This window comes from Pseudonocardia sp. ICBG1142 (assembly GCF_020496255.1).
GTDB lineage: Bacteria > Actinomycetota > Actinomycetes > Mycobacteriales > Pseudonocardiaceae > Pseudonocardia.
The window spans coordinates 687937-702410 of sequence record NZ_JAHLJC010000031.1 but is presented as its reverse complement, the minus strand read 5'-3'; the positions used below and the strand labels follow the sequence as shown (position 1 = coordinate 702410).

Annotated in this window: 16 protein-coding genes; 9 read left to right on the top strand and 7 right to left on the bottom strand. The window is 73.0% G+C overall.

Annotated elements, in window-relative coordinates; genetic code table 11:
• The first annotated feature begins 23 nt into the window (after positions 1-23).
• Complete coding sequence (locus KPL59_RS27505) at positions 24-287, top strand: phosphoribosyl-ATP diphosphatase (protein ID WP_020625548.1); 264 nt, start codon at positions 24-26, stop codon at positions 285-287.
• 56 nt (positions 288-343) lie between these two features.
• On the top strand, positions 344-1234 hold the full coding sequence (hisG, locus tag KPL59_RS27500) for an ATP phosphoribosyltransferase (RefSeq protein WP_020625547.1): 891 nt from the start codon (positions 344-346) through the stop codon (positions 1232-1234).
• A gap of 99 nt (positions 1235-1333) precedes the next feature.
• Here the strand turns inward: hisG and KPL59_RS27495 are convergent, their stop codons facing one another.
• Positions 1334-2179 carry a thioesterase family protein gene (locus KPL59_RS27495; protein WP_226362484.1) on the bottom strand — a complete coding sequence of 282 codons (846 nt, stop codon included), beginning with the start codon at positions 2177-2179 and terminating at the stop codon, positions 1334-1336.
• A 7-nt stretch (positions 2180-2186) separates the two neighbouring features.
• Entirely contained in the window at positions 2187-3113 is a 927-nt protein-coding gene (locus KPL59_RS27490) for a PD-(D/E)XK nuclease family protein (RefSeq protein WP_226362483.1), read from the bottom strand.
• A gap of 101 nt (positions 3114-3214) precedes the next feature.
• Here KPL59_RS27490 and KPL59_RS27485 point away from each other — a divergent pair, with 101 nt between their 5' ends.
• From KPL59_RS27485 to KPL59_RS27470, 4 genes are all read left to right on the top strand, one after another.
• Positions 3215-4222, top strand: coding sequence for a tRNA (adenine-N1)-methyltransferase (locus KPL59_RS27485; protein WP_226362482.1), 1008 nt, complete (start codon positions 3215-3217; stop codon positions 4220-4222).
• A 226-nt stretch (positions 4223-4448) separates the two neighbouring features.
• Positions 4449-6269, top strand: a complete 1821-nt coding sequence (gene arc, locus KPL59_RS27480; protein ID WP_075306283.1) for a proteasome ATPase — start codon at positions 4449-4451, stop codon at positions 6267-6269.
• Positions 6270-6428: 159 nt separating this feature from the next.
• Positions 6429-6575 carry a hypothetical protein gene (locus tag KPL59_RS27475; protein ID WP_020624749.1) on the top strand — a complete coding sequence of 49 codons (147 nt, stop codon included), beginning with the start codon at positions 6429-6431 and terminating at the stop codon, positions 6573-6575.
• Positions 6576-6628: 53 nt separating this feature from the next.
• On the top strand, positions 6629-7027 hold the full coding sequence (locus KPL59_RS27470) for a VOC family protein (RefSeq protein ID WP_226358187.1): 399 nt from the start codon (positions 6629-6631) through the stop codon (positions 7025-7027).
• A 21-nt stretch (positions 7028-7048) separates the two neighbouring features.
• Here KPL59_RS27470 and KPL59_RS27465 read toward each other — a convergent pair whose 3' ends face one another.
• Genes KPL59_RS27465 through KPL59_RS27455 form a run of 3 tightly spaced genes read right to left on the bottom strand, consistent with a single transcriptional unit; the run spans position 7049 to position 9965 of the window.
• Positions 7049-7366: a hypothetical protein gene (locus tag KPL59_RS27465; protein WP_226358186.1), complete on the bottom strand. Its 318-nt coding sequence runs from the start codon at positions 7364-7366 to the stop codon at positions 7049-7051.
• Positions 7353-8654: an acyclic terpene utilization AtuA family protein gene (locus KPL59_RS27460; protein WP_226362481.1), complete on the bottom strand. Its 1302-nt coding sequence runs from the start codon at positions 8652-8654 to the stop codon at positions 7353-7355. The genes KPL59_RS27465 and KPL59_RS27460 overlap by 14 nt, the downstream gene beginning before the upstream one ends.
• 9 nt (positions 8655-8663) lie before the next feature.
• Positions 8664-9965, bottom strand: a complete 1302-nt coding sequence (locus tag KPL59_RS27455; protein WP_226362480.1) for a CitMHS family transporter — start codon at positions 9963-9965, stop codon at positions 8664-8666.
• A 110-nt stretch (positions 9966-10075) separates the two neighbouring features.
• Here KPL59_RS27455 and KPL59_RS27450 point away from each other — a divergent pair, with 110 nt between their 5' ends.
• Positions 10076-11035, top strand: coding sequence for a LysR family transcriptional regulator (locus KPL59_RS27450; RefSeq protein ID WP_226358183.1), 960 nt, complete (start codon positions 10076-10078; stop codon positions 11033-11035).
• On the opposite strand, the gene KPL59_RS27445 is transcribed toward KPL59_RS27450, so the two are convergent.
• Positions 11032-11796 (bottom strand): helix-turn-helix domain-containing protein, encoded by a 765-nt coding sequence (locus tag KPL59_RS27445; protein WP_226358182.1) that lies wholly within the window; start codon positions 11794-11796, stop codon positions 11032-11034. The two genes, KPL59_RS27450 and KPL59_RS27445, sit on opposite strands and share 4 nt — an antisense overlap.
• Positions 11797-11871: 75 nt before the next feature.
• On the bottom strand, positions 11872-12432 hold the full coding sequence (locus tag KPL59_RS27440) for a YceI family protein (protein ID WP_226362479.1): 561 nt from the start codon (positions 12430-12432) through the stop codon (positions 11872-11874).
• Between the two features lie 90 nt (positions 12433-12522).
• Here KPL59_RS27440 and KPL59_RS27435 point away from each other — a divergent pair, with 90 nt between their 5' ends.
• Both KPL59_RS27435 and lpdA read left to right on the top strand, forming a co-directional pair.
• A complete protein-coding gene (locus tag KPL59_RS27435; protein WP_020626582.1) occupies positions 12523-13041 on the top strand; it encodes a MarR family winged helix-turn-helix transcriptional regulator in 519 nt (172 codons plus the stop codon).
• 9 nt (positions 13042-13050) lie between these two features.
• Positions 13051-14454, top strand: coding sequence for a dihydrolipoyl dehydrogenase (gene lpdA, locus KPL59_RS27430; RefSeq protein WP_075306293.1), 1404 nt, complete (start codon positions 13051-13053; stop codon positions 14452-14454).
• Positions 14455-14474 lie beyond the last annotated feature (20 nt).

The following is a 14474-nucleotide window of genomic DNA, read 5'->3' as shown; positions in this document are numbered from 1 at the left end:
GGTCACCGTTCACACTGGTACCCGTGAAGACTTTCGACGACTTGTTCGCCGAGCTGGCGGCCAAGGCCCGGGACCGGCCGGCCGGCTCGGGGACCGTCGCCGCGCTCGACGCCGGGGTGCACGCCCAGGGCAAGAAGGTGCTCGAGGAGGCCGGTGAGGTCTGGATCGCCGCCGAGTACCAGGGTGACGACGAGCTGGCGGAGGAGATCTCGCAGCTGCTGTACCGGCTGCAGGTGATCATGCTTCAGCGGGGGCTCACCCTCGAGGACGTGTACAAGCATCTGTAGGCCGACCCGGCCCACCGACACCACCACCACCGATGACGACCGTCAGGAGAGCGGAAATGCTCCGCGTGGCACTGCCGAACAAGGGCACCCTGGCCGAGCCCGCCGCGACGATGATGCGCGAGGCCGGGTACCGCCAGCGGACCGACTCGCGCGACCTCAGCGTGGTCGACGAGGAGAACGAGATCGAGTTCTTCTACCTGCGGCCCAAGGACATCGCGACCTACGTCGGCAAGGGCGACCTGCACCTGGGCGTCACCGGCTTCGACCTCATGGAGGAGTCGGGCAGCCAGACCCAGGAGATCATCCCGCTCGGCTTCGGCAGGTCGCGGTTCCACTTCGCCGCCCCGGCCGACGCCGACTGGAAGATCGAGGACCTCGACGGCCGCAAGATCGCGACGTCCTACCCCCGCCTGGTCCGCTCCTACCTGTCGGGCAAGCGGATCGGCGCCGAGATAGTGAAGCTCGACGGCGCGGTGGAGATCTCCATCCAGCTCGGTCTGGCCGACGCGATCGCCGACGTCGTGTCCTCCGGCCGCACGCTGCGCCAGCACGGTCTGCAGATCATCGGCGAGGCCATCGCCACCTCGCAGGCCACGCTCATCGAGCGGGAGAAGCGGCACGACCGCGCCGAGGACGCCGAGACCACCCGTCTGAAGAAGGTCTTCGCCGACCGGCTGCAGGGCGTCGTCGTGGCCCGCGAGTACCTGATGATGGACTTCGACTGCCCGGAGGGGCTGCTCGAGGCCGTGGAGAAGGTCGCGCCGGGCCTGCAGGCGCCGACGGTCTCGCCGCTGTCGAAGAAGGGCTGGGTCGCGGTCCGCACGATGGTGCGCACCAAGGACACCAACCGCGTGATGGACAAGCTCGCCGACATCGGCGCCACCGCGATCCTCACCTCGGAGATCCGGTCCTGCCGCGCGATGACGGTCAACGGCCACGGCCACTGAGTACGTCCCCGTCCGACGTCCGTTCCCCCCGCGGCGGCCCGCCCCCGGTGACTCCGGTGGGCGGGCCGCCGTCGTGTCGCCGGGGTCTCCGGCGGGCCGCTAGCGGGCCCGGACGGTCAACGCCTGGGCGCTCCGACCGGTGTGCCCGTCGTGGTCGAACAGGGTGGCCGAGCAGGTGCCCAGCCCGTCCGGCCCGACGACGGTCGCGGCGTCCACGCCGATCCACTCGCCGGCCGGGGCCCGGTGCAGGTGCACCGTCAGCTCGGTGTTGACGAACAGCCAGCGGGCCGCGTCCAGCGGTGCGGCGAGCCCGTTCGCGCAGTCCGCGGCGACCATCAGCCGCTGTGCCGGGCTCGGCTCCTCGCCCTCGACGAGTGGGACCCGCATCCGGATCCAGCCCCGTCCCGGGCCCTCGGTGCCGAGGCGGCCGCCGTCGAGCCAGGCCCACTCGACCGCGTCGAGGAATCCGGGCAGCCAGCCGTCCGGCCGCTCGGTCCGCACGACGGCGGTGTCCCGGCCGGGCAGCGGCGCTGTCTGCCCGACCGCGACGGCGGCGGTGTCGGAGGCGGCGAGCCGCCAGGCCCGCGCCCGGAGCACGTCCCGGTCGCCGGCGCGCATCGTCGCCGACAACAGTTCGATGGTCCGCCCGGGCCGCTCGACGCCCGCGGTCACCGTGAGCGGCCCGGCGGGGACCGCCCCGAGCACCTCGACGGTGACGCGGGCGATCCGCCAGTCGTCCCCGGCGCCGCCGGGCCGGGACGCGGGCAGCCGTTCGAGCGCACGGACCAGCAGCGCCGAGGGCGGGCCCATGTGCTGGGCGTCGGCGAACCAGGGTCCAGTGGTCGACGGGGTCGCCTCGAACGCGGCGTGGGTGACGCCGTCGGCGGAGTGCTCGCCGCGGGGCAGGTAGAACGGGCCGGGCGGGATCGGGGGCGGTGCGCTCACCCGTCGATCATGCCCCGCCGCCCGGCCAGCCGGGGTACGGCGGGGGAGTGCCGCCCCAGGCGGGGCAGCGGGCCTGGTGGTCGCAGGTACGGCAGGCCGGGCCGGGGCGGGGCCGGAAGTCCCCGGTGGGGGCGGCGAGCCGGATGGCCGTCCACAGTGCGTCGAGCAGGCGTCCGAAGCGGGTGAGCTCCTCGGCGTCGGGGCGGTAGGTCAGGGCGGTGCCGTCGGCCAGGTAGAGCAGGCGCAGCTCGTCGGGGACGCGGCCGTGGGTCAGCAGGACCGCCAGCGCGTAGAACTTGAGCTGGAACAGCACGCCGGACTCGTAGCCCTCCCCGGGCGTCGCGCCGGTCTTGTAGTCGACGACCCGCAGGCCGTCGGGGCCGTCGTCGAGCCGGTCCAGGATGCCGCGCAGCGGTACCGGGGCCGCGCCGTCCGTGCCGTCCGCACCGTCGAGGGTCGCCTCGATGCGGGCCTCCACCGCCGTCGCGGTGACTCCGGTCGGGTCCTCCAGCGCGAAGTAGCGGTCCAGCAGTGCCGAGGCCGAGTCCAGCCAGAGCGCGAGCTGCGGGTCCTCCGGGCCGGTGAACAGCGCCGCCACGGCGGGATCGGCCGCGGCGAGGTCGTCCCAGCAGGGGCCGAGCAGCTCCCGGGCCGCGCGTGGGGTCCGGTCGGCCGGCTCCCGGGCGAACAGCTGCTCCAGCACGGCGTGCACCAGGGTGCCGCGGACCTGCGCCCGCGACGGCGGCTCCGGCAGCCGGTCGACCGCGCGGAACCGGTAGAGCAGCGGGCAGCGGCGGAAGTCCGCCGCCCGCGACGGCGACAGCGCGGGCGGGCGCGGTGGTGCCGCGACGGCCGGGGTGACGGCCGGGGTGACGACCTCGGGGCCCGCCTCGGCCGGGAACGGGCCGGACTCGTCGGAGGGGGCTGCGGTCATGGCGGCAGGCTAGCCGCGACCCCCGACGGTTCCGGGCTGCCCGGTGCTGCCCTGTGCCCCGGCGTCGGGGCCGGGGGTGCGCGCGGATAGCGTCGTCGTCCGTGCACGACGCCCCGACGCCCGACGCGCCGACCGAGTCCGCGCCCCTCGACTCCCCTCACACCGAGTCCCACACCGAGGAATCCGTCGACGCGGAGCTCGTCGCCCCCCGGCCCGTCGACGCCGAGCCCGCCGCCGGGCCGGCCACCGACGAGCCCGCCGACGAGTCGGCCACCTGGGTCCCCCCGCGCCGCGGCGGGCCGTTCCGCGAGGGCGACCGGGTGCAGCTCACCGACCCCAAGGGGCGCCACTACACCGTCGTCCTGCAGGCGGGCGGGTCGTACCACACCCACCGCGGCCAGATCGACCACGACGACATCATCGGCTCGCCCGAGGGCGGGCTCGTGCACTCGGCGGCCAACACGCCGTACCTGACCCTGCGGCCCCGCCTGGCCGACTACGTGCTGTCGATGCCGCGTGGCGCCCAGGTGATCTACCCGAAGGACTCGGCACAGATCCTGATGTGGGGCGACGTGTTCCCCGGCGCCCGGGTGCTGGAGGCCGGCGCCGGGTCCGGCGCGCTGACCTGCTCGCTGCTGCAGGCCGTCGGGCCGAGCGGGAAGGTGATCTCCTACGAGGTCCGCGAGGACCACGCCCCGCACGCGGTCACCAACGTCGAGACCTTCTTCGGGCAGCGGCCCCCGCACTGGGAGCTGACCGTCGGCGACGTCCGGGACCACCGCGGCGAGGTCGACCGGGTCGTGCTGGACATGCTCTCCCCGTGGGACGTGCTCGACACCGTCCGCGACTGCCTGGTCCCGGGCGGGATCCTCGTCGGCTACGTGGCGACCACCACCCAGCTGTCCGTGCTCACCGAGGCGCTGCGCGAGATGCAGTGCTGGACCGAGCCCGAGTCGTGGGAGGCGATGGTCCGCCCCTGGCACGTGGTCGGTCTCGCCGTCCGTCCGGAGCACCGGATGATCGCCCACACGGCCTTCCTGCTGACCACCCGGCGGCTCGCCGACGGCGTCACACCGCCCCGGCAGCAGCGGCGGCCGACCGGCCGCTGACCTGGGCGTTGTGTCCGGTTTCGGTCGGATGGTGACCGCGACGCGCCCGAACGCGGAACGAGAACGTTACGAACTACCCTCCGTGTGGACGTGGCGGTGACGCCCGCGAAGCCGCAGAGTGACCACATGGTGCCGACCGGCTGAGGCCCGGATCACCGGTTCGACGCACCGTCGCGGTCACCCGTCACGGGTACCGTGGTGAGACGGAACACGGAGGGAGGCTGCCGTGAACCACCCCTACGACGACGGTCCCGGCAACCAGGGTTTCCAGTCTGACCGCGACCTCAGCCCCGCTGAGGCCGCCGAGCACATCCGTCACCTCGAACACGAGATCTCCACGCTGCGTCAACGGCTGACCGAGACACCCCGGCACGCCCGAGTGCTGGAACAGCGTCTCGCCGAGACCACGAGCCGGCTGTCCGCGCTCAACGCTCGGAACGAGAAGCTGACCGAGACCCTCAAGGAGGCCCGCGGCCAGCTGGTCGCGCTCCGCGAGGAGGTCGACCGGCTCGCGCAGCCGCCGTCCGGCTACGGGGTCTTCCTCGGCCGGTACGACGACGACACGGTCGACGTCTTCACCTCCGGCCGCCGGATGCGGGTTCCCGTGTCCCCGGCGGTCGAGGGCGAGACGCTGCGCAGCGGTCAGTCCGTCCGGCTCAACGAAGCACTCACCGTGGTCGAGGCCATGGGCTTCGAGCAGGTCGGTGACCTCTACTCGCTGCGGGAGATCATCTCCCGTCCGGGGGAGGACGGCTCGGCCGGTCGCGGTCTGGTCGTCGGCCACTCCGACGAGGAGCGCGTCGTCTGGCTGGCGGCGCCGCTGTTCGAGCTCGGGCAGGAGGAGGGCACCAGCCCGCTCAAGTCCGGTGACTCGGTCATGGTCGACTCGCGGGCGGGCTACGCCTACGAACGGGTCGCCAAGGCCGAGGTCGAGGACCTCGTGCTGGAGGAGGTCCCGGACATCGCCTACTCCGACATCGGTGGCCTGACCCGGCAGATCGAGCAGATCCAGGACGCGGTCGAGCTGCCGTTCCTGCACACCGAGCTCTTCACCCAGTACGAGCTGCGTCCGCCCAAGGGCGTGCTGCTCTACGGGCCGCCCGGCTGCGGGAAGACGCTCATCGCGAAGGCCGTCGCGAACTCGCTGGCGAAGAAGATCGCCAAGCAGCGGGGCGACGACCCGGACGAGGGCCGCGCGTTCTTCCTCAACATCAAGGGCCCCGAGCTGCTCAACAAGTTCGTCGGCGAGACCGAGCGGCACATCCGGCTGATCTTCCAGCGCGCGCGGGAGAAGGCGAGTGCCGGCACCCCGGTGATCGTGTTCTTCGACGAGATGGACTCGATCTTCCGGACCCGTGGGTCGGGTGTGTCCTCCGACGTGGAGACGACGATCGTCCCCCAGCTCCTCGCCGAGATCGACGGCGTCGAGGGCCTGGAGAACGTCATCGTCATCGGCGCCTCGAACCGTGAGGACATGATCGACCCGGCCATCCTGCGCCCGGGTCGGCTCGACGTGAAGATCAAGATCGAGCGTCCGGACGCCGAGGGCGCGATCGACATCTTCTCGAAGTACATCACCGACACCCTGCCCATCCACGAGGACGACCTGGCCGAGTTCGGCGGGGACCGGAGCGCCTGCACCTCCGCGATGATCCAGCGGATCGTCGAGCGGATGTACGACGAGTCCGAGGAGAACCGGTTCCTGGAGGTCACCTACGCCAACGGTGACAAGGAGACGCTCTACTTCAAGGACTTCAACTCCGGCGCGATGATCCAGAACATCGTCGACCGCGGGAAGAAGTCCGCGATCAAGGCGGTGCTCGAGTCCGGCCAGCCGGGCCTGCGGGTCCAGCACCTGCTGGATGCGATCGTCGACGAGTTCGCCGAGAACGAGGACCTCCCGAACACGACCAACCCCGACGACTGGGCGCGGATCTCGGGCAAGAAGGGGGAGCGGATCGTCTACATCCGCACCCTGGTCACCGGCAAGAACGACGCCACCGGCCGCGCGATCGACACCGCGTCGAACACCGGCCAGTACCTGTAGACACGCTCTGCTCGCACGGGCCCCGCCGCATCCCGCGGCGGGGCCCGTCGTGCGTTCGGTGGGCGGTGCCCCCGGAGGAGTGAGGGCCGGACGAAACGGGCATCCTGTGCAGGGAGCCGTGCACGTCCGTGTCGCGGCCCGCACCACGGAGGACCACACATGGCCGGCATCATCGGGCGGATCACCGCATTCCTGAAGAGCCCGCAGGGACGTCGTTACACCGACCAGGCCAAGCGGATGGCGAGCGATCCGCGCAACCGGCAGAAGGCGCAGGACATGCTGCGGCGCTTCCGCGGCAAGCGCTGACCCTGTCCGATCCGTTCACGACGCCGGGCCGCCCGCGGCCTAGCGTCGTGGGCATGGACACCTCGATCGGCGCCGAGCTCGACATGATCGGCATCGTGGTCACCGACATGACCCGTTCGCTCGCCTTCTACCGCCTGCTGGGGCTGGAGTTCCCCGAGGGCTCCGACACCGAGGCGCACGTGGAGACCACCCTGCGCGGCGGCCTGCGGCTGGCCCTGGACCTGCAGTCGGCGGTGGAGGGCTTCCACCCGGGGGCCGCACCGGTCGGCAACGGCCGGGTCGCGCTGGCGTTCCGGTTGCCCGGCGCCGCGGCCGTCGACGAGGCCTGGGGCCGGGTCACGGCGGCCGGGCACACCTCGGTGCTGGACCCGTTCGACGCCCCGTGGGGCCAGCGCTACGCGACCGTCGCCGACCCCGACGGGTCGTCGCTGGACCTGTTCGCCTGGGCCTGACCGACCCGGGCGAGCAGGTCACTATGAGCCGGGCGGCAGGGGGAGCTCCAGTGCGAGCAGCCGCGACGAGAGCGACTTGCCGTGCGTGTCGAGCTGGGTCGACACGGTGACCCCGCCGCCGTGGATCCCGGTGCAGACGAACTGCAGACAGCTCACCCGGGGCAGCTCGTAGCGGGTGACCTCGCCGCCGACCCAGCGGCTCAGGCCCGTCCGGACCAGCTGCGGGGTGAGCACGGTGACGAGCAGCGGGTAGGTCGCGTCGTCGTGCGGGACCACCGTCAGCGTCGCCACCGTCCCCTTGTCGCCCGCGCGGCAGTGCGCGATCTCATGCAGCAGCACGGCCGGCCTCCAGGACGGTGACCCGCGGGACGACGGCGTCGCGGGGGACGAGGGTGGACAGCACACCGACGACCTCGTCGAGCCGGGTGCGCACCCCGCCCCCGCCCGCCGGGCCGTTGGTGTAGAGCGCCTCGACCTCGTGGGCGAGGACGTCGAGCAGGCCCGGGTCGCGGTGCAGCGCCGCGACCCGCAGCCGGGCGTCGGTGTCGCCGCCGCGGACCTCGATCCGGGGAGCGACGGCGAGCCCGCGGACCCGCTCGGCGACCACGTCGGCGGCCAGCCGGGCCCGGGCGGCGGCGTTCGGGCCGACGTAGGAGATCCCGGCCTCGACGCGGTGCCCGGCCCGGTAGCCGACGCTGACCTTCAGCTCGTCCGGGCGGGCGCGGCCGGTGGCGCCGGCGACGCGGACCCGGTCCGTGCCGTCGTGGTCCACGGAGACGCCACGCAGGTCCAGAACGACGTCGGGGGTGCGGTACCCGGTGGGGTCGGTCACCTCGTAGAGCAGCTGCTCGCGCACCGTGTGCCGGTCGAGGCGGCCGCCGGTGCCGTCGAGCTTGCCGTAGCGGGCACTCCCGTCCGCGGCGACGTCGGCGAACGGGAACCCGAGCTCGGCCAGCCGGGGGACGTCGAGGTGCCCGGGGTCGGCGGCATAACCGCCGGTCAGCTGCCCCGCGCACTCCAGCAGGTGGCCCACCAGGGTGCCCGCGGCGGCCCGGTCCGGGCGGTCGAGGTCCCAGCCGAGCCGGTGCGCCAGCGGCGCGAGGAACAGCGACGGGTCCGCCACCCGCCCGGTGACGACCACCGCTGCCCCGGTGTCCAGCGCGGGCGCGATCGCGTCGGCGCCGAGATAGGCGTTGGCCGACACCAGCTCCCCGTGCTCGCCCAGCGGGACACCGTCCTCGGCCGCGGGTGCCGCCGGATCGACCACCTCGAGCACGTCGTCGCCGGTCCCGACGGCCACCGGGGCCACCGACCCCAGACCGTCGAGGTGCTCGCGGACGATGCGACCGGCCGCGTGAGGGTTCGCCGCGCCCATGTTGGTGAGCAGCCGGACCCCACCCGCCAGCAGGTCCGGCAACAGCGCCGTCAGCCGCTGTCCGAGCCGTGGGTCGTACCCGGTCGCCGGGTCGGCGAGACGCCGGAGGTGGCCGAGCGCGATGGTGCGCTCGGCCAGGCACTCCAGGACGAGGTCGTCCAGCCCGCCGCGGCGGACCAGGTCGACGGCGGGCTCGATCCGGTCGCCGGCGAAGCCGGCACCGCTGCCGATCCGGGTGGTCGTCCGGGTCATCGGGTCTCCTCAGAGGCTCAGGGCGCCGGTGAGCAGCGCGACGACGGTCATGACGGCGGTGGTGCCGAACGCCCACCCGAACACGAACCGCTGGTGGCGGCCCAGCTCGACGGCGGTGAGCCCCAGCAGGATGAAGGTGGAGGCGGTGAGCGGGCTGAGCGGGAACCCGGTGGTCATCTGGCCCAGGATCGCGGCCCGGGCGACCTGCGCGGGGTCGCCGCCCAGCGCCGCCGAGGTCTCCGCCAGCACCGGCAGGACACCGAAGTAGTAGGCGTCCGGGGTGAACACCAGGCTGAGCGGCATCGAGGTCAGCGCCACCGCCACCGGCAGCGCTCCGCCCGCGCCGTCGGGGACGAGCCCGACCAGCGACTGCGCCATCGCGGTGATCATCCCGGTGCCGCCGAGGACACCGGTGAACACACCCGCCGCGAAGATCATCGCGGTCACCAGCACGACGTTCTGGCCGTGCTTCTCGAACAGCGCGCGCTGGCCGTCCCAGGTGGGCCGGTTGACCAGCAGCGCGACGACGAAGGCGCAGAGGAACACCACCGGCAGGTCGGCCAGCTGCAGGAGCAGGACCACCACCAGGGCCAGGGTCAGCACGACGTTGACCACGAACCTGACCCGGTCGGCCCGCGACCGCACGGCGGGCGTTCCGGCGGCCCCGGGCGCGTCGGCGGGCTCGGGCAGCTCGACGACGCCGAGCCGGGCACGCTCGCGGCGGCCGATGACCCAGGCCGCGAACAGCACCCAGATGATGCCGGCGGCCATGGCGGGCAGCAGCGGCACGAACACGTCGGAGGCGGTGAGGTCGAGGGCGGCCATCGCCCGTGCCGTCGGGCCACCCCAGGGGATCATGTTCATCACCCCGGCGCCGAGGCACACCAGCGCCGCCAGGACGATCCGCCGCATGCCGAGCCGGTCGTAGAGCGGCAGCATGGCGCTCACCATGATCAGGAAGGTGGAGGCGCCGTCGCCGTCGAGGGCGACGAGCACGGTCAGCGCGGCCGTACCGACACAGATCTTCAGCGGGTCCCCGCCCGCCCACCGGACCACTCGGCGGATCGCCGGGTCGAACAGGCCGGTGTCGAGCATCAGGCTGAAGTACAGGATCGCGAAGGTGATCATGATGGCGACCGGCGCGACGGTCTCCAGGCCGGTCGCGACGTACTCGCCCAGCCTGCCGCCCAGCCCGGCGACGACGGCGGCGGCCGCGGGCACGACGGTCAGCGCCAGGAGCACCGACACCCGCCCGGACAGCACGGCCGCCAGGAACACGGCGATGGTCAGGAATCCGATCGCGGCGAGCATCGTCGACCTCCTCGTCGGCGGGGCGGACCAGCGTCGGCCCGGGGGAACGGTGCGCGCGCGGACCTATGATCGTCAAAGACCGAATCCGGATGGACTGATGCGGTGAGCGCATGGATCTGACGTTGCAGCAGCTCAGGGCCGTCGTCGCGGTGCACGAGGCGGGTGGGTTCACCGCGGCCTCGGCCGTGCTGCGGACCGCGCAGCCGTCGTTGAGCCGCACGGTCGCCGACGTGGAGCGGCTCCTCGGGGCGCGGCTGTTCGAGCGGACCACCCGGCGGCTGGAGCCGACGCCGGTGGGGGAGACCGTCGTGGCGGCCGCCCGCCGGGCGCTGGACGGTGTCGCGACCGAGCTGCGCCACGTCGAACGCGTCCTGGACGGGCGGGCGGGCACCGTGCGGATCGCGACGCTGCCCTCGCTGGCCGCGATCCTGCTCCCCGGGGTGGTGTCGGCGTTCCGGCGGGAGCGGCCGGGTGTGCGCCCGGAGATCTCCGACGCCCTGGCCGACGAGGTGACCGCACGGGTGCGTTCGGGGCGTGCCGACCTCGCCGTCACCGTGGTGCACGGCCGTGTCCCCGACGACCTCGTGGTCACCCCGGTGGCCACCGACAGGTTCTGCGCCCTGGTGCCTCCCACCCATCCGCTCGCCGGGCGCAGCACGCTGCGCTGGGCCGAGTTCGACGGCGTCGAGTTCGTCGACTTCGACTCCTCCACGAGCATCCGCCAGCACGTGGACCGCGCCCTGGACGAGTCGGGATGCCGGCCCGGCCGTGGCCTCGCGGCCCGCAACATCGCCGCGGTGGCGGGTCTCGTCGCCGCCGGCCTCGGTGCGACGGCGGTCCCGGGGCTGGTCGTGCCGCTCACCGGTTTCGCCGGGCTGACCGCGGTCCCGCTGACCGACCCGGTCGTGCGACGGCGGATCGCGCTGGTCCTGCCGCGGGGACGGCAGCCGGTCCCTGCCGCCGCCGCCTTCGCCGGGCTGCTCACCGGCTCCGCACCGCGTCCGTCGCTGCCGGCGCACGCCCGGTGGGCGCCACCGGACGGGGCATCCGGCGCGGGCGACGGGAGCTAGCGGACGTCGTCGGCGTCTGCGCTGGGGACGGCCCGCAGCGAGCCCGGCGACACCCCGGCCAGCGCGCGGACCTCGCGGGACAGGTGGGGCTGGTCGGCGTAGCCGGTGCGGGCGGCGACCTCGGCCGGGGCGACTCCGTCGTAGAGCAGGGCGCTCGCGGCCCGGAAGCGCAGCACCCGCCGCGCGACGGCCGGTCCGTAGCCGAGGGTGGCGACGCAGCGCCGGTGCAGCGTGCGGCCGGTGACGCCGAGCCGGTCGGCCAGCTCGGCGGCGGGCACACCCCCGGCCAGGGCGCGCAGCGCGGCGTGGGGCAGCGGAGCGGGCGTCGGACGGTCCACGGCGGCGATACGCAGGGCGAGTGCCAGCCGGGCGAGCCACACGACGTCGCCGCTGCCCGTGTCACCGGGGTCGCCGGTCCCGGGGGCGGCGGGTCGGAGCAGCCGGCGACGTCCGGGGTCGAGGATCTCGGAGAGGGGGACGCGGCGGTCGCGCAGCGCGTCCGCCGGGACGCCCAACAGCGCCGGGAGGGCGCCGGGACGGAACCGCAGGCCGGTGGTCACCCCGCCGGCGGGCGAGGCGGCGAGGTGCGCGGTGGTGTCCGGTCCGGCGACGACGAGGTCACCACCGGACAGGAGGAGGTCCATGCAGCCGTCGGGCAGCACCCGCTGGGTGTGCGGCTCGGCACCCGAGCGCGCCTGCCAGGCCACCTCGACGACGGCGCGCAGCGGTCCGGTCGGGGGCGTCTCGGCGTAGCTGCGCACCGCGCCAGCCTACGGACGCGGCACGGCCCCGGTACCGGCGTCGCCGGTCCGGGGCCGTGGCCGCGTGTGCGGAGCTCAGGAGGCGCGCAGGACCGCCTCGATCTCCAGCTCGACGCTGACCTTGTCGCCGACCACGACGCCGCCGCCGTCCATCGGCATCTCGATGTCGACGCCGAACTCCGAGCGCTTGATGGTGGTGGTCGCGGTGAAGCCGGCGCGGGTGCCGCCGTAGGCGTCCGGGCCGAAGCCGTTGACCTCGAGGGCGAACTCGACGGGGCGGGTGACGCCCTTGATGGTCAGGTCGCCGGCGAGGACGTAGTCGTCGCCGCCCTTCGCGGCGAGGCCGGTGGAGCGGAAGGTCCACTCCGGGTACTTCTCCACGTCGAAGAAGTCGGCGGAGCGGATGTGGCCGTCGCGCTGCTCCTGGCCGGTCGTGATCGAGGTGGCGTCCACGGTCGCGGTCACGCTGGAGTCCTGGAAGCGCTCGGCGGTGACGAGCTCGCCGGTCACGCCGGTGAAGCGGCCCCGGACCTTGCTGACCATCATGTGACGGACGGAGAAGGAGACGTCGGAGTGCGCAGCGTCGATGTCCCAGGTGCCGACGACGTAGCCGGGGATGGCGGTGGCGGTGGTCATGATCTCTCCCGGAGAACTAGTTGAACTCTCACTTGTTGAGAGCGATACTAGAACTAACGGATCGCACGTCAAAATGTTTCGGAGGGTGCTGTGGGTCACACACGCTGGCTCGACGACGAGGAGCAGCGCACCTGGCGCGCCTTCCTGGCCGCGCAGCGGCTGGTCTCGGAGAAGGTCGAGCGACGGCTGCAGTCCGGGGCCGGGATGCCCCAGGCCTACTACGAGATCCTGGTCCGGCTGTCCGAGGCGCCGGAGCGGACCCTGCGGATGAGCGTCCTCGCGGACTCCGCGCTGTCCTCACGCAGCCGGGTGTCGCACGCGGTGGCCCGGATGGAGGAGGCGGGCTGGATCGAACGGCGGTCGTGCCCCACCGACCGGCGTGGCCAGCTGGCCCACCTGACCGACCGCGGCTTCGAGGTCCTGGCCGGCGCCGCACCGGACCACGTCGAGAGCGTCCGCGAGGCGGTGTTCGACGGCCTGACCCCTGCTCAGCAGGCCGGGCTGCGCGAGGCCTGCGAGGCCGTCGTCGCCCACCTGTCCGGTGGCGGGGAGTGGCCGGTGACCCGGGACTCGGGACCGGACGGCCCGAGCCCGGCTCAGGCGTCCTAGGCTGGGCACATGCCTCATTTCGACGTCGTCGTCCTCGGAGCCGGACCCGGTGGATACGTGGCGGCCATCCGTGCCGCCCAGCTCGGCCGCAGTGTGGCGGTGATCGAGGAGAAGTACTGGGGCGGTGTCTGTCTCAACGTGGGCTGCATCCCGTCCAAGGCGCTGCTGCGCAACGCCGAGATCGCCCACATCGTCACCAAGGAGCAGAAGACCTTCGGCCTGTCCGGTGAGGTGTCGCTCGACTTCGGCGCCGCCTTCGACCGCAGCCGTTCGGTCGCGGACGGGCGCGTCAAGGGCGTGCACTTCCTGATGAAGAAGAACAAGATCACCGAGTTCGACGGGTTCGGCCGGTTCACCAAGCCGGGCGAGATCGAGGTCGAGCTGTCGAAGGGCGGCAACGAGACCGTCACCTACGACGACGTGATCATCGCGGCGGGCTCGACGGTCAAGCTGCTGCCGGGCACCGAGCTGTCCGAGCGGGTCGTCACCTACGAGGAGCAGATCCTCACCCGTGAGCTGCCGGAGAGCGTGATCATCGCCGGCGCCGGTGCGATCGGCGTCGAGTTCGCGTTCGTGCTGGCCAACTACGGCGTCGACGTCACCATCGTGGAGTACCTGGACCGGCTGCTCCCGCTCGAGGACGCGGACGTGTCCAAGGAGCTGGCCAAGGCCTACAAGAAGCTCGGCGTCACGGTGCGGACCTCCACCAAGGTCGAGTCCATCACCGACGACGGCAAGGGCGTCACCGTCTCGGTGTCCTCCTCCAAGGGCAGCGAGGAGCTGCGCGCGGACAAGGTCGTGCAGGCCATCGGCTTCGCGCCCCGGGTCGACGGCTACGGCCTGGACAAGCTCGGCGTGAACCTCACCGAGCGCGGCGCGATCGAGATCGACGACTACATGCGCACCAGCGTGGAGCACGTCTACGCGATCGGTGACGTCACCGCGAAGCTCATGCTCGCCCACGTCGCCGAGGCGCAGGGCATCGTCGCCGCCGAGACCCTGGCGGGCGCCGAGACCCAGGAGCTGAACTACAAGATGATGCCGCGCGCGACCTTCTGCAACCCGCAGGTCGCGTCGTTCGGCTACACCGAGGCCGAGGCCCGGCAGCTGGCCGACGAGAAGGGCTGGAAGGTCAACACCGCGACCTTCCCGTTCACCGCGAACGGCAAGGCGCACGGCCTGGCCGAGCCCGCAGGCTTCGTGAAGCTGATCGCCGACGACACCTACGGCGAGCTGCTCGGCGGGCACATCATCGGCGCCGAGGCGACCGAGCTGCTGCCCGAGCTGACCCTGGCCCAGAAGTGGGACCTGACCGTCCACGAGATGGCGCGCAACGTGCACGCGCACCCGACCCTGTCGGAGTGCCTGCAGGAGGCGATCCACGGCCTGGCCGGCCACATGATCAACTTCTGACGACGGCCGCGACGGGCCCG

What these genes read in the sequence shown, in the direction of transcription:
- hisG (WP_020625547.1), top strand. Translation starts at nt 344, where the DNA reads ATGCTCCGCGTGGCACTGCCGAACAAGGGCACCCTGGCCGAGCCCGCC.
- KPL59_RS27490 (WP_226362483.1), bottom strand. Translation starts at nt 3,113, where the DNA reads ATGACCGCAGCCCCCTCCGACGAGTCCGGCCCGTTCCCGGCCGAGGCG.
- KPL59_RS27475 (WP_020624749.1), top strand. Translation starts at nt 6,429, where the DNA reads ATGGCCGGCATCATCGGGCGGATCACCGCATTCCTGAAGAGCCCGCAG.
- KPL59_RS27470 (WP_226358187.1), top strand. Translation starts at nt 6,629, where the DNA reads ATGGACACCTCGATCGGCGCCGAGCTCGACATGATCGGCATCGTGGTC.
- KPL59_RS27460 (WP_226362481.1), bottom strand. Translation starts at nt 8,654, where the DNA reads ATGACCCGGACGACCACCCGGATCGGCAGCGGTGCCGGCTTCGCCGGC.
- KPL59_RS27455 (WP_226362480.1), bottom strand. Translation starts at nt 9,965, where the DNA reads ATGCTCGCCGCGATCGGATTCCTGACCATCGCCGTGTTCCTGGCGGCC.
- KPL59_RS27450 (WP_226358183.1), top strand. Translation starts at nt 10,076, where the DNA reads ATGGATCTGACGTTGCAGCAGCTCAGGGCCGTCGTCGCGGTGCACGAG.
- KPL59_RS27440 (WP_226362479.1), bottom strand. Translation starts at nt 12,432, where the DNA reads ATGACCACCGCCACCGCCATCCCCGGCTACGTCGTCGGCACCTGGGAC.
- lpdA (WP_075306293.1), top strand. Translation starts at nt 13,051, where the DNA reads ATGCCTCATTTCGACGTCGTCGTCCTCGGAGCCGGACCCGGTGGATAC.